Below are 15783 nucleotides of genomic sequence, written 5' to 3'. Positions count from 1 at the left end.
GAGGATGGGTTATGTCGGCGCCAGACGAGCAGATCGTCCAGGCACTGCGTGCCACGCTGAAGGAGAACGCCCGGCTTCAGCAGGAGAACAGCGCGCTCGCCGCCGCAGCCGCGGAGCCTATCGCCATCGTCTCGATGGCCTGCCGGTACGCCGGTGGCATCCGTGGCCCCGAGGACCTGTGGCGGGTGGTGACCGACGGCACCGACGTCTACACCGGCTTCCCCACCGACCGCGGTTGGGACCTGGAGGGCCTCTACCACCCCGACCCGGACAACCCCGGGACCACGTACGTCCGGGAGGGCGCCTTCCTGCACGACGCCGCGCAGTTCGACGCCGCATTCTTCGGGATCTCCCCCCGGGAGGCCCTGGCGATGGACCCGCAGCAGCGGCAGCTGCTCGAAGTGGCGTGGGAGACCTTCGAGCGGGCCGGCATCGACCCGCACTCGGTGCGGGGCAGCGACGTCGGGGTGTTCGCCGGAATCGTGCACCAGGACTACGCCCCCGACCTCAGCGGGTTCGAGGGGTTCCTCAGCCTGGAGCGTGCGCTGGGCACCGCCGGTGGGGTCGCCTCCGGCCGGGTCGCCTACACGCTCGGGCTCGAAGGACCCGCGGTGACCGTCGACACCATGTGCTCGTCGTCGCTGGTGGCGGTGCACCTGGCCAGCCAGGCGCTGCGCCGGGGCGAGTGCTCGATGGCGCTGGCCGGCGGCTCGACGGTGATGGCCACCCCCGGCGGGTTCGTCGGCTTCGCGCGCCAGCGGGGGCTCGCCTTCGACGGGCGGTGCAAGTCGTACGCGGCGGGCGCCGACGGTTCGTCGTGGGCCGAGGGCGTCGGCGTGCTGCTGCTGGAGCGGCTGTCGGTGGCCCGGGAGCGGGGCCACCAGGTGCTGGCGGTGATCCGGGGCAGCGCGGTGAACCAGGACGGCGCGTCCAACGGGCTGACCGCGCCGAACGGCCCGTCCCAGCAGCGGGTGATCCGCAACGCGCTGGCCAGCGCCGGGCTCCGGCCGACCGACGTCGACACCGTGGAGGGCCACGGCACCGGCACCACCCTCGGTGACCCGATCGAGGCGCAGGCGCTGCTCGCCACGTACGGGCAGGGCCGGGATCCGCAGCAGCCGCTCTGGCTCGGCTCGGTCAAGTCGGTCATCGGCCACACCCAGGCGGCGTCCGGGGTGGCCGGGGTGATCAAGACGGTGCTGGCGCTGCGGCACGGGGTGCTGCCGGCGACCCGGCACGTGGACGCGCCCACCCCGCAGGTGGACTGGTCGGCCGGCGCGGTCGAGCTGTTGACCGAGGCGCGGGACTGGCCGCGCAACGGCCGTCCCCGCCGGGCCGGCGTGTCGTCGTTCGGCGCCAGCGGCACCAACGCGCACCTGATCCTGGAGGAGGCGCCCGAGGAGGCGACGCCGGCCCCGCAGGCGTCCCCGCCCGGGGTCGTGCCGTTGGTGGTGTCGGCGCACACCGCCACCTCGCTCGCGGCGCAGGCGCAGCGGCTGGCGTCGTTCGTCGCGGACACCCCGGCACCGCTGTCACAGGTGGCCGGGACGCTGGTGGCGGGCCGTGCCACGCTGGGCGAGCGGGCCGTGGTGGTGGCCGGCTCGACCGACGAGGCGGTGGCCGGGCTCGGGGCGCTGGCCCGGGGGGAGAACGCCCCCGGTCTGGTGACCGGCTCCGGCACGCCGGGTCCGGTGGTGTGGGTGTTCCCCGGTCAGGGCACCCAGTGGGCCGGCATGGGCCGGGAGCTGCTGGACTCCTCCCCGGTGTTCGCGGCGCGGATCGCCGACTGCGCCGCCGCCCTGGAGCGCTGGGTCGACTGGTCGCTGGTCGACGTGCTGCGGGGGGACGTCGACCCGGCGGTGATGCGGCGGGTCGACGTGCTGCAACCGGCCAGCTTCGCGGTGATGATGGGGCTGGCGGCGGTCTGGGCGTCGGTCGGCGTGCAGCCCGACGCGGTGCTCGGCCACTCGCAGGGCGAGATCGCGGCGGCCTGCGTGGCCGGCGCGCTGACGCTGGACGACGCGGCCCGGGTGGTGGCGCTGCGCAGCCAGGCGATCGCCGGGACGCTGTCCGGCCGGGGCGGCATGGCATCGGTGGCGCTGAGTGAGGACGAGGCGACCCAGCGCCTGGCCCGGTGGGCCGACCGGGTCGAGGTGGCCGCGGTCAACGGCCCGTCGTCGGTGGTGGTGGCGGGGGACGCCGACGCCCTCGACGAGGCCCTGGACCTGCTCGACGACCAGGGGGTGCGGGTCCGGCGGATCGCGGTGGACTACGCCTCGCACAGCCGGCACGTGACGGACGTCCGCGACGCCCTCGCCGACGCGCTGGCCGGGATCACCGCGTCGGCGCCGACGGTGCCGTTCTACTCCACCGTGACGGGGGAGTGGATCCGCGACGCCGGGGTGGTGGACGGTGGCTACTGGTACCGCAACCTGCGCCACCAGGTGCGGTTCGGGCCGGCGGTGACCGAGCTGCTGGCCCAGGGGCACGGCGTGTTCGTCGAGATCAGCGCGCATCCGGTGCTGGTCCAGCCGATCAGCGAGATCGTCGACCGGGCCGGCGGCGACGTGGTGGTGACGGGCTCGCTGCGGCGCGACGAGGGCGGCCTGCGCCGGCTGCTGACGTCGATGGCCGAGCTGTACGTCCGGGGCGTCGCGCTGGACTGGGCGGTGCTGCTGCCCGAGGGGGCGGGCGTGCCGCCGCTGCCGCTGCCCACCTACGCGTTCGACCACCAGCACTACTGGCTGCGGATGGGGGACTCGGCCACCGACGCGGCGTCGCTGGGCCTGGTCGGCGCCGACCACCCGCTGCTGGGCGCGGTGGTGCCGCTGCCGCAGTCGGACGGGTTGGTCTTCACCTCGCGGCTGTCCCTGCGGACGCATCCGTGGCTCGCCGGGCACGCGATCGGCGGCATGGTGATCATCCCCGGCACGGTCTACGTGGACCTGGCGGTGCGGGCCGGCGACGAGTTCGGCTTCGGGGTGCTGGAAGAACTCGTGATCGAGGCGCCGCTGGTCCTGCCCGAGCAGGGCGGGGTGCGGCTCCAGGTCGCCGTCGGCGGTCCGGCGGAGACCGGGCTGCGTCCGGTCTCCGTGTACTCGCTGCGCGAGGACGGCACGGACACCTGGACCCGGCACGCCACCGGCCTGCTGGCGGCGACGCCGCCGACGACGCCGGTGGGCGGGTTCGACTTCACCGCGTGGCCGCCGGCCGGGGTGCGGCAGGTCGACATCGAGGGCTTCTACGCCGACCTCGTCGAGCGGGGTTACGCCTACGGGCCGGCGTTCCAGGGGCTGCGGGCGGTGTGGCGGCGCGGCGACGAGGTGTTCGCCGAGGTCGCGCTCCCGGACGACCAGCGGGAGGACGCCGGCAGGTTCGGTATCCATCCGGCGCTGCTGGACGCCGCCCTGCACACCAACGCCTTCGCCAACCCGGACGACGACCGGCGGGTGCTGCCGTTCGCGTGGAACCGGCTGGTGCTGCACGCCGCCGGAGCGTCCGCGCTGCGGGTCCGGGTCGCCCCGTGCGGGCCGGACGCGCTGTCGTTCCAGGCCGCCGACGACACCGGCGCTCCGGTCGTGACGATGGACTCGCTGGTGTCGTTGCCGGTCTCGGCCGACCAGCTGGAGACGGCGGCGCAGGAGAGCCGGGACTCGCTGTTCCGGGTGGAGTGGACCGAGCTGCCCCCGGTCGCCGCCGCCCCCGCGCCGTCCTGGACGACGGTCACCGGCCCGGACGACGTGCCGGCCCTGACCCGCCGCGCGGCCGAAGCGCCGACGGCCGTCCTGCACGCGGTCGGTGACGACGAGGGGCCGCTGGCGTTGACCTCCCGGGTGCTGGCCGTGGTGCAGGCCTGGCTGGCCGCGGACGAGCTGGCGGACGCGCGTCTGGTGGTGGTGACCCGGGGCGCGACCCCGGCCCGTGACGGCGTGGTGGTCGATCCGGCCGGTGCGGCGGTCTGGGGTCTGCTGCGCGCCGCCCAGGCCGAGAACCCGAACCGGTTCGTCCTGCTCGACGCCGACCCCGCCGGCCCGGACCTGCTGCTGGGTCCAGCGCTGGCCAGCGGCGAGCCGCAGCTCGCGGTGCGCGGGACCACCCTCGCCACGCCCCGGCTCACGCACGCCGCGAACCAGGATCCGGGTGCGCCGGACGTGTTCCGGCCGGAGGGGACCGTGCTGGTCACGGGCGGGACCGGCTCGCTGGGCGCCATGATCACCCGGCACCTGGTGGGCCGGCACGGGGTACGCCGGCTGGTGCTGGCCAGCCGACGGGGTCCGGCCGCCGACGGGGTGGCCGAGCTGATCGCCGAGCTGACCGCGCAGGGCGCGGACGTGTCGGCGGTGGCCTGCGACGTCTCCGACCGGGAGCAGGTCGCGGCCCTGGTGGCGGAGCACCGCCCGACGGGTGTGGTGCACATGGCGGGCGTCCTGGACGACGGCGTGATCGGCGCGTTGACCCCCGAGCGGCTGGCCGGCGTCTTCGCCCCCAAGGTGGACGCGGTACGGCACCTCGACGAGCTGACCCGGGACGCCGACCTCGACGCCTTCGTGGTCTTCTCGTCGGCCGCCGCGCTGATGGGCTCCGCCGGGCAGGGCAACTACGCCGCCGCGAACGCCTTCCTCGACGGGGTGATGGCCAACCGCCGGGCGGCCGGACTGCCGGGCGTGTCGTTGGCCTGGGGCCTGTGGGAGCAGAGCACCGGCCTGACCGCCCACCTCAGCGCCGTCGACCAGGCCCGGATGAGCCGGGGCGGCGTGCTGGCGATCACCCCCGACGAGGGCACCGGCCTGTTCGACCTGGGTCTGCGTGCCGAGCAGGCGCTGCTGGTGCCGATCAAGCTCGACCTCAAGACGCTACGTGCCCAGGCCGCCACCGGCACCGACGTCCCGCACCTGCTGCGCGGCCTGGTCCGGGTCAGCCGGCGGGTGGCCCGGGCGTCGGCCGGCGACAGCGGCGGACTGGTCCGCCGGCTCGCCGGGCTGACGCCCGAGGAGCAGGAGACCATCCTGGTGGGCATCGTCCAGGCCGAGGCGACCGGGGTGCTGGGCTTCAGCGGACCGGAGCTGGCGCAGGGCACCCGCACCTTCAACGAGATCGGGTTCGACTCGCTGACCGCGGTCGAGCTGCGCAACCGGCTGAGCGCGGCGACCGGGGTGAAGCTGCCCGCCACGCTGGTCTTCGACTACCCCACTCCGGTGGCGCTGGCCCGGCACCTGCGCACCGAGCTGGGCGACACGGTGGCCGGCACCACGACCACCGTCACCGTGCTCGCCGACCCGGACGAGCCGATCGCGATCGTCGGCATGGCCTGCCGGCTGCCCGGTGGGGTCACCGATCCCGACGGGCTGTGGCAACTGCTGTTCGAGGGGCGGGAGGGGATGTCCCCCTTCCCCGAGGATCGGGGCTGGGACCTGGCGGGCCTGTTCGACCCGGATCCGGACCGCCCCGGGACGTCGTACACCCGGCAGGGGGGTTTCCTCCAGGGCGCCGGGCTGTTCGACGCCGGCTTCTTCGGCATCTCCCCCCGGGAGGCGCTGGCGATGGACCCGCAGCAGCGGCTGCTGCTGGAGGCCTCCTGGGAGGCGCTGGAGCGGGCGGGCGTCGACCCGACCGCGATGCGCGGCCACGACGTCGGCGTCTTCACCGGCGTCTCCATCCACGACTACCTGGAGTCGCTGAGCAACATGCCGGCGGAGCTGGAGGGCTTCGTCACCACCGCCACCGCCGGCAGCGTGGCGTCGGGCCGGGTGTCGTACGCGTTCGGCTTCGAGGGACCTGCGGTCACCGTGGACACGGCGTGTTCGTCGTCGCTGGTGGCGATGCACCTGGCGGCGCAGGCGCTGCGGCAGGGCGAGTGCTCGATGGCGCTGGCCGGTGGGGTCGCGGTGATGGGCTCCCCGATCGGCGTGCTCGGCATGTCCCGCCAGCGTGGCCTGGCCGAGGACGGGCGGGTCAAGGCGTTCTCCGCGACGGCGGACGGCACGGTGCTGTCCGAGGGTGTCGCCATCGTCGTCCTGGAGCGGCTGTCGGTGGCCCGGGAGCGGGGCCACCGGGTGCTGGCCGTGGTCCGGGGCAGCGCGGTGAACCAGGACGGCGCGTCCAACGGGTTGACCGCGCCGAACGGCCCGTCGCAGCAGCGGGTGATCCGCAGCGCGCTGGCCAACGCCGGCCTGACGCCCGACGAGGTGGACGCCGTGGAGGCGCACGGCACCGGCACCGCGCTGGGCGACCCGATCGAGGCGCAGGCGTTGCTGGCCACCTACGGCCGGGACCGGGATCCGCAGCGGCCGTTGTGGCTGGGGTCGCTGAAGTCGAACGTCGGGCACACCCAGGCGGCGGCCGGGGTGGCCAGCGTGATCAAGATGGTGCAGGCGCTGCGGCACGACACGTTGCCGCCCACCCTGCACGTGACCGAGCCGACCCACCAGGTCGACTGGTCGATGGGGGCGGTCGAGCTGCTCACCGCGGCCCGGGAGTGGTCGCCCGACGGCCGTCCGCGCCGGGCGGGGGTGTCGTCGTTCGGCATCAGCGGCACGAACGCCCACCTGATCCTCGAGGAGGCGCCGGCCGAGGTGACCCCGGACGCCGCCCCGGAGGAACCGGCCGACGCCGTGGTGCCGCTGGTGGTGTCGGCCCGCAGCCCCCGCTCCCTGGCGGGTCAGGCGGGCCGGCTGGCGGCGTACCTGGAGCGGGCCGACGGGGTGCCGCTCACCCGGGTGGCGGGCGCGCTGCTGTCCACCCGGGCGGTGCTCGGCGACCGGGCCGTGGTGGTGGCGGGTTCGGCCGAGGAGGCGACGGCCGGGCTGGCCGCGCTGGCCCGGGGCGAGACCCCGGCCGGTGTGGTGACCGGCAGCGTCCGTGCGCCGGGCAGGCTGGTGTGGGTGTTCCCCGGCCAGGGGACGCAGTGGGTCGGCATGGGCCGGGAGCTGCTGGACGCCTCCCCGGTGTTCGCCGAGCGGATCGCCGCGTGCGCCGCTGCGCTGGCGCCGTGGGTGGACTGGTCGCTGCCGGAGGTGTTGCGGGGGGAGTGCGACCCGGCGCTGATGGAGCGGGTGGACGTGCTCCAGCCGGCGAGTTTCGCGGTGATGGTGGGGTTGGCGGCGGTGTGGTCGTCGGTGGGTGTGGTGCCGGATGCGGTGGTGGGTCACTCGCAGGGTGAGATCGCGGCGGCCTGTGTGGCGGGCGCGTTGACCCTGGAAGACGCGGCCCGGGTGGTGGCGCTGCGCAGCCAGGCCATCGCCGCCGACCTCTCCGGTCGCGGCGGCATGGCGTCGGTCGCGCTGAGCCAGGAGGAGGCGCTCGCCCGGCTGACGCCGTGGGGCGACCGGGTCGAGATCGCCGCGGTCAACGGCCCCTCCTCGGTGGTGATCGCGGGCGACGCCGAGGCCTTGGCCGAGGCCGTGGCGGCGCTGGGCGGCCGGCGGGTGGCGGTGGACTACGCGTCGCACACCTGGCACGTCGAGGACATCGAGGACCAGCTCGCCGAGGCGCTGGTCGGGATCGACGCGCAGGCCCCGGTGCTGCCGTTCTACTCCACCGTCACCGGGAGCTGGATCCGCGAGGCCGGGGTCGTCGACGGCGACTACTGGTACCGCAACCTGCGCAACCAGGTGCGGTTCGGCCCGGCGGTCGCCGAGCTGATCGACCAGGGTCACCGGGTGTTCGTGGAGGTGAGCGCGCACCCCGTGCTGGTCCAGCCGATCAGCGACCTGGTCGACGGCACCGAGGCCGAGGTCCTGGTGACCGGCACCCTGCGCCGCGACGACGGCGGCACCCGACGGCTGCTGACGTCGATGGCCGAGCTGTTCGTGCACGGGGTGGCGGTCGACTGGACCGCCGTGCTGCCGCCGGTCGCCGGCCGGGTGGACCTGCCGACGTACGCGTTCGACCACGAGCACTACTGGCTGCACCCGGCGGTGGCGGCGGACGCGGCGTCGCTCGGGATGGCCAGCGCCGACCACCCGATGCTCGGCGCGGTGGTCCGGCTGCCGCAGTCCGACGGCCTGGTCGCCACCTCGCGGTTGTCGGTGCGGTCGCACCCGTGGCTGGCCGGGCACACCGTCGGCGACGTCGTGGTCGTCCCGGCCGCCGCGCTGGTCGAGCTGGCCGTGCGCGCCGGTGACGAGGCGGGCTGCCCGGTCCTCGACGAACTGGTGGTCGACACCCCGCTCGTGGTCCCCGCCCACGGCGGCGTCCGGGTCCAGGTCGCCCTGAGCGGACCCGGCCGCGACGACACCCGCACGGTGGACGTCTACTCGCTGCGCGAGGGGACCGCCGACGAGGTGTGGACCCGGCACGCCACCGGCCTGCTGTCGCCCACCCCCGGCATCCCGGAACCGTTCGACTTCACCGCCTGGCCGCCCTCCGGCGCGCGGCCGGTCGACCTCGCCGGACCGGCCGGCGACGACCACCCGTACGGCCGGGCGGTACGGGCGGTGTGGCGTCGGGGCGAGGAGGTGTTCGCCGAGGTCGCCCTGCCCGAGGAGCGGGCCGCGGAGGCGACCGGATACGGCCTGCACCCCGGACTGCTGGACGCGGCCCTGCACCCGGCCCTGCTGCCGGCCGCGGACGGCGTCGACGCGTCACCGCGGCGACCGCGGGACTGGCACGGGCTGGTGCTGCACGCGGTGGGCGCGTCGACGCTGCGGGTCCGGCTGGTGGAGATCGACGCCGACACGGTGTCGCTGACCGCCGCCGACGACACCGGCGCGCTGGTGGTGACCGCGGACTCGCTCGGCCTCGGCGTGCTGTCCGTCGCGGCCACCGCCGGGACCGGCACCCGACCGGTCGACTCGCTGTTCCAGGTGGAGTGGACCGGGCTGCCCGCCGCCGGGGCGGTTCCGACGCCGGCGTGGACCACCGTCGACACCGCTGACGACGTCACCGCCCTGACCGACGTACCCCCGGCGGTGGTGCTGGACGCGACCGGCGGTGGCGACCCCCTGACGGTGACCGCCCGGGTGCTCCAGGTCGTCCAGGCCTGGCTCGCCGGGTCGGGGCCGGAGGAGTCGCGGTTGGTGGTCACCACTCGCGGTGGCGTGCCCGCCGGGGACGGCGCGGTGCCGGACCCGGCCGGGGCGGCGGTGTGCGGTCTGGTGCGGGCCGCCCAGGGTGAGAACCCGGACCGGATCGTCCTGCTCGACCTGGACCCGACCGGCGACGCAAGCGCGGAGCCGGTGCTGGGTGCGGCCCTGGCCAGTGGCGAGCCGCAGCTCGCGGTGCGTGGGACGACCCTGTCCGTGCCCCGGCTCGCCCGCGCCGCCCGGGCGGCCGACGCCGATGCCGGGTTCGGTCCGCAGAGCACGGTGCTGGTCTCGGGCGCCGGCGCGCTGGGCGCCCTGGTCGCCCGGCACCTGGTGGACCGGCACGGGGTCCGCCGGCTGGTGCTGGCGAGCCGGCGGGGTACCGCCGCCGAGGGGGTGGCCGAGCTGGTCGCCGAGCTGACCGGGCGGGACGTGGACGTGGCCGTGGTGGCCTGCGACGTGTCCGACCGGGACCAGGTGGCCGCCCTGCTGGCGGAGCACCCGCCGACCGCGGTGGTGCACACCGCCGGGGTCCTGGACGCGGGCGTGATCGAGACGGTCACCCCGGAGAAGCTGGCCCGGGTGTTCGCGCCGAAGGTGGACGCGGTGCGGCACCTGGACGCGTTGACGCGGGAGCTGCCGTTGACGGCGTTCGTCGTGTACTCGTCGGTGTCGGCGGTGTTCATGGGGGCGGGTAGTGGCAGTTATGCGGCGGCGAACGCGTTCCTGGACGGGTTGATGGCGCAGCGGCGGTCGGTGGGTCTGCCGGGGTTGTCGCTGGCCTGGGGCCTGTGGGAGCAGACCACCGGGATGGCGGCGAACACCGACGAGCTGACCCGGGCCCGGATGAGCCGGCGCGGTGGTCTGCAGCTGATGACGCAGGCCGAGGGCATGGCGCTCTTCGACGCCGCGCTCGGCGCGGAGCAGGCGTTGCTGGTGCCCGCGAAGCTGGACCTGCGCGGCGTCCGCGCCGACGCCTCGACCGGCGGCGCGGTGCCGCACATGCTGCGTGGCCTGGTCCGCGCCGGCCGCCGGCAGGCGCGTTCGGGTGCCGCCGGTGCGGGCCGCGGCCGGCTGGCCGAGCGGCTGGCCGGGCTCTCCGCGGCCGACCAGCTCACCCTGCTGCTGGACCTGGTACGCGGTCAGGTGGCGGCCGTGCTCGGGCACTCCGGTGCCGGCGCGGTCCGGGCGGACGGGGCGTTCAAGGACGCCGGGTTCGACTCGCTCACCTCGGTGGAGCTGCGCAACCGGCTGCGGGAGGCGACCGGCCTGAAGCTGCCCGCCACGCTGGTGTTCGACCATCCGAGCCCGCAGGCCCTCGCCCGTCACCTGCGCGACGAGCTGGGCGACGGCACGCCGACGGTGGTCCTGCCGACCGGGCCGGCCGCCGACCCGGAGGAGCCGATCGCGATCGTCGGCATGGCGTGCCGGCTGCCCGGCGGGGTGGCCGGGCCGGCGGACCTGTGGCGGCTGGTGGCCGAGCGCCGGGACGCGGTGTCCGGGTTCCCCACCGACCGGGGCTGGGACCTGGAGGGCCTGTTCGACCCCGACCCGGAGCGTCCGGGCACGTCGTACACCAGCCGGGGCGGTTTCCTGCACGAGGCGGGCCTGTTCGACGCCGGGTTCTTCGGCATCTCGCCCCGCGAGGCGCTGGCGATGGACCCGCAGCAGCGGCTGCTGCTCGAGACGTCCTGGGAGGCGCTGGAGGACACCGGGGTCGACGCCACCGCGCTGAAGGGCGCCGACGTCGGCGTGTTCACCGGCGTCTTCGGCCAGGGCTACGTCGCGCCGGGGGCCAGTGTGGTCACCCCGGAGCTGGAGGGCTTCGCGGGCACCGGCGGGTCGTCGAGCGTGGCGTCGGGCCGGGTGTCCTACGTCTTCGGCTTCGAGGGGCCGGCGATCACCATCGACACGGCCTGCTCGTCGTCGCTGGTGGCCATCCACCTGGCCGCCCAGGCGCTGCGGCAGGGCGAGTGCTCGATGGCGCTGGCCGGGGGCGCGACGGTGATGGCGAACCCGGGCGCGTTCGTCGAGTTCTCCCGGCAGCGGGGGCTGGCCGTGGACGGGCGCTGCAAGGCGTTCGCCGCCGCCGCCGACGGCACCGGCTGGGCCGAGGGCGTCGGCGTGGTGGTCCTGGAGCGGCTGTCGGTGGCGCGGGAACGGGGTCACCAGATCCTGGCGGTGCTGCGCGGCAGCGCGGTGAACCAGGACGGCGCGTCCAACGGGCTGACCGCGCCGAACGGGCCGTCGCAGCAGCGGGTGATCCGCAAGGCGCTGGCCAACGCCGGGCTCTCCCCGGCCGAGGTGGACACGGTGGAGGCGCACGGCACCGGCACCGCGCTGGGCGACCCGATCGAGGCGCAGGCGCTGCTGGCCACGTACGGCAAGGACCGGGATCCCGACACGCCGTTGTGGCTGGGGTCGTTGAAGTCGAACATCGGTCACGCGCAGGCCGCCGCCGGGGTGGCCGGGGTGATCAAGGTGGTGCAGGCGCTGCGGCACGGGGTGCTGCCGGCGACCCTGCACGTGGACGCGCCCACCCCCGAGGTGGACTGGTCGGCCGGCGCGGTCGAGCTGCTGACCGAGGCGCGTGACTGGCCGCGCAACGGGCACCCGCGCCGGGCCGGGGTCTCCGCGTTCGGGGTCAGCGGCACCAACGCGCACCTGATCATCGAGGAGGCGCCGCCGCAGGAGGAGTCCCCCGCCCCCGAGCCGGTGACCCTCCCGGACGTGCTTCCCGTGCCGGTCTCCGCGCGCAGCGCCGCCTCGCTGGCGGCGCAGGCCGGCCGGCTCGCGGCGTACCTCGACGGGGCCGACGGGGTGCCGCTGGCCCAGGTGGCCGGCGCGCTGGTGTCCGGCCGCGCGGCGCTGACCGAGCGGGCCGTGGTGGTGGCGGGTTCCCGGGCCGAGGCGACGGCCGGGCTCACCGCGCTGGCCCGGGGCGAGGACGCGCCCGGCGTGGTCACCGGCCGGGCGGGGGCGTCCGGCAAGGTGGTCTGGGTGTTCCCCGGCCAGGGCACGCAGTGGGCCGGGATGGGCCGGGAGTTGCTGGACGCGTCGCCGGTCTTCGCCGAGCGGATCGCCGAGTGCGCGGCCGCGCTGACGCCGTGGACCGACTGGTCCCTGATCGAGGTGCTGCGCGGCGAGGCCGCGCCGGACCTGCTGGACCGGGTGGACGTGCTGCAACCGGCCAGCTTCGCCATGATGGTCGGCCTGGCCGCGGTGTGGCGGTCGTGCGGGCTGCGGCCGGACGCCGTGCTCGGGCACTCCCAGGGCGAGATCGCCGCCGCCTGCGTGGCCGGCGCGCTGACGCTTCAGGACGCGGCCCGGGTGGTGGCGCTGCGCAGCCAGGCCATCGCCGCCGAGCTGTCCGGCCGCGGCGGCATGGCGTCGGTCGCGCTGAGCGAGGAGGAGGCGGTGGCCCGCCTCGCGCCCTGGGCCGACCTGGTCCAGGTCGCCGCGGTCAACAGCCCCACCTCGGTGGTGGTCGGCGGCGACGCGGCGGCCCTCGACGAGGCGCTCACCGCGTGGGAGGCCGACGGGGTACGGGTCCGGCGGGTGGCGGTCGACTACGGTTCGCACACCGTCCAGGTGGAGCAGGTCCGCGACCTGCTCGCCGAGACGCTGGCCGAGGTGCGGGCGCAGGCCCCGACGGTGCCGTTCTACTCGACGGTGACCCGCGAGTGGATCCGCGACGCCGGGGTGGTGGACGGCGGGTACTGGTACCGCAACCTGCGCGGTCAGGTGCGGTTCGGGCCGGCCGTCGGGGACCTGCTAGACCAGGACCACGGCGTCTTCGTGGAGGTCAGCGCCCATCCGGTGCTGGTCCAGCCGATCAGCGAGATCGTCGACGACGCCGACGTCGTGGTGACCGGATCGCTGCGGCGCGACGACGGTGGCCTGCGGCGGCTGCTGACCTCGATGGCCGAGGTGTACGTCCGGGGCGTGCCGGTGGACTGGACCGGGCTGCTGCCCCCGCCGCCCCCGCGGCTGGAGCTGCCGACGTACGCCTTCGACCACCGGCACTACTGGTTGCGGCAGCCCACCGGCTCCGCCACCGACGCCACGTCGCTGGGGCAGGTGGCGACCGACCACCCGCTGCTCGGCGCGGTGGTGCACCTGCCGGCCTCGGACGGCCTGGTGTCCACCTCGCTGCTGTCGGTGCGCTCGCATCCGTGGCTGGCCGACCACGCGGTCGGCGGGGTGGTGATCCTGCCCGGCAGCGGGCTGGTGGAGCTGGTCGTGCGCGCCGGTGACGAGGCCGGTTGCCCGGTGCTGGACGAGCTGGTGGTGGAGGCGCCGCTGGCCCTTCCCGAGCAGGGCGGGGTGCAGGTCCAGGTGGCGCTGAGCGGGCCGGGCGCGAACGGCACGCGCGGGGTGGAGGTGTACTCCCGGCGCGACGGCGGCCCGGGCACCTGGACCCGGCACGCCGTCGGTGTGCTCTCCGCGACGCCGGGCGGCGGCACCGGGTTCGACTTCACCGCCTGGCCCCCGCCGGGCGCGGAGCCGGTCGACGTCGGGGACTTCTACCTCGACCTGGCCGAGCGGGGTTACGGCTACGGACCCGCCTTCCAGGGCCTGCGGGCGGTGTGGCGGCGCGGTGACGAGGTGTTCGCCGAGGCGGCCCTGCCCGAGGACCTGCGCCCGGAGGCCGGCCGGTACGGCGTCCACCCGGCGCTGCTGGACGCCGCGCTCCAGGCCGCCACGGCCGGTGCGCCGGGTGAGCAGCCGGGCGAGGCGGTGCTCGCCTTCGCGTGGAACGGGTTCGTCCTGCACGCCGAGGGTGCGACGGCGCTGCGGGTCCGGCTCGCGGCGCAGGGGTCGCAGACCCTGGTCGTCGAGGCCGCCGACGAGACCGGCGGACCGGTGCTGACGATGGACTCGCTGGTGTCCCGGCCGGTGTCGGCGGCGCAGCTGGGGGCCGCCGGGCACGACGTGCGGGACGCGATGTTCCGGGTGGACTGGACCGAGCTGCCCGCGACCGCCGCCGAGCCGGTGCCGGCGTGGACGTCGGTGTCCACCGCCGACGACGTGACGGCGCTGGCCGGGGGCGACGGGTCGCCGACGGTGGTGGTGCTCGACGCCGACGGCGGTGCCGGTCCGCTCGCGGTGGCCTCCCGGGTGCTGGCGGTCGTGCAGGCGTGGCTGGCCGAACCCCGGTTCGAGGAGGCCCGGCTGGTCGTGCGTACCCGGGGGGCGGTGCCCGCCGGTGGTGACCACCTGGTGACCGATCCGGCGGCCGCGACGGTGTGGGGTCTGGTCCGGGCCGCCCAGGCCGAGAGCCCGGACCGGATCGTCCTGCTGGACGTCGATCCCGCCCCCGGGGCCGACGCGGACCTGGCGTTGGTGGCCGGTGAGCCGCAGCTCGCCGTGCGGGCGGGCCGGCTGTGCGTGCCCCGGCTCGCCCGGGCCACCGAGCCGCTCCGGGACGACGCCCCGGACATCTTCCGGCCCGACGGCACGGTCCTGGTCTCCGGTGCCGGCGCGCTGGGCGCGCTGGTGGCCCGGCACCTGGTGGACCGGCACGGGGTACGGCGGCTGGTGCTGGCCAGCCGGCGTGGCCCGGCCGCCGACGGGACGGCCGAGCTGGTCGCCGAGCTGACCGCGGCGGGCGCGGACGTGTCGGCGGTGGCCTGCGACGTCTCCGACCGGGACCAGGTCGCGGCCCTGCTGGCCGGGCACCCGGTGACCGGTGTCGTGCACACCGCAGGGGTGTTCGACGACGGTCTGGTCGGCGGGCTGACCCCGGACCGGTTGGCCGGGGTGTTCGCCCCCAAGGTCGACGCGGTACGGAACCTCGACGAGCTGACCCGGGGCCGGGACCTGGACGCGTTCGTCGTGTTCTCGTCGGTCGCGGGTGTGGTCGGTGGCGGCGGCCAGGGCAGCTACGCGGCGGCGAACGCGTTCCTGGACGCGGCGATGGCGCACCGCCGGGCGGCCGGTCTGCCCGGGCTCTCGCTGGCCTGGGGCCTGTGGGAACGCAGCGTCGGGATGGCCGCCCACCTCAGCATCGTCGACCACGCGCGGGCCAGCCGTGGCGGCGTGCTGGAGCTGAGCCGGGCCGACGGGCTGGCGCTGTTCGACGCGGCGTTGCGGACCGACCAGGCCCTGCTGGTGCCGATCCGGCTGGACCCGCAGGCGATGCGGGCCGACGTCGCCGCGGGCGGCGCGGTGCCGTCGCTGCTGCGGGGGCTGGTGCGCGCCGGCCGGCAGCAGGCCCGCGCCGCGGTCGCGTCGCAGGACTCGCTGGCCCGCCGGCTCGCCGGGCTCGTCCCGGCCGAGCAGGAGGCGCTGCTGTTGGATCTGGTACGTGGCCAGGTCGCGGCGGTGCTCGGGCACACCGACCCGCAGGACGTCCGGGCGGACGTGGCCTTCAAGGACGTCGGCTTCGACTCGTTGACCTCGGTGGAGCTGCGTAACCGGCTGCGCGAGGCGACCGGGTTGAAGCTGCCGCCGACGTTGGTCTTCGACTACCCGAACCCGTCGGCGCTCGCCCACCACCTGCGTACCCGGCTGCGCCCGGAGGACACCGCGCCGGCAGTGGAGCACGGCGTGGACGAGGCGCGGTTGCGGCAGGCCCTCGCGTCGGTCCCGTTGGCCCGGCTGCGGGCGGCGGGGCTGGTCGACGCGCTGCTCGAACTCGCGGTCACGGACGAGCCGGACGACGGTGCCGTGGCGGAGCGGGAGGTCGGCGACCTGGACGTAGACGACCTGGTGGAAATGGTGCTCGGCGGTGAGTAGTCCGGGGTGGTCCGGCAGT

Annotated in this window: 1 protein-coding gene; it reads left to right on the top strand. The window is 76.0% G+C overall.

The window, feature by feature from the left end; all coding sequences use genetic code 11:
• Nucleotides 1-11: 11 nt before the first annotated feature.
• Nucleotides 12-15764 (top strand): type I polyketide synthase, encoded by a 15753-nt coding sequence (locus tag O7625_RS25650; RefSeq protein ID WP_282342240.1) that lies wholly within the window; start codon nucleotides 12-14, stop codon nucleotides 15762-15764.
• Nucleotides 15765-15783: the final 19 nt, after the last annotated feature.

It is taken from the genome of Micromonospora sp. WMMD714 (genome assembly GCF_029581315.1).
GTDB classification, from domain to species: Bacteria; Actinomycetota; Actinomycetes; order Mycobacteriales; family Micromonosporaceae; genus Micromonospora; species Micromonospora rifamycinica.
The sequence above is the reverse complement of the archived record's forward strand: the minus strand, read 5'-3'. Positions and strand labels throughout refer to the sequence as shown.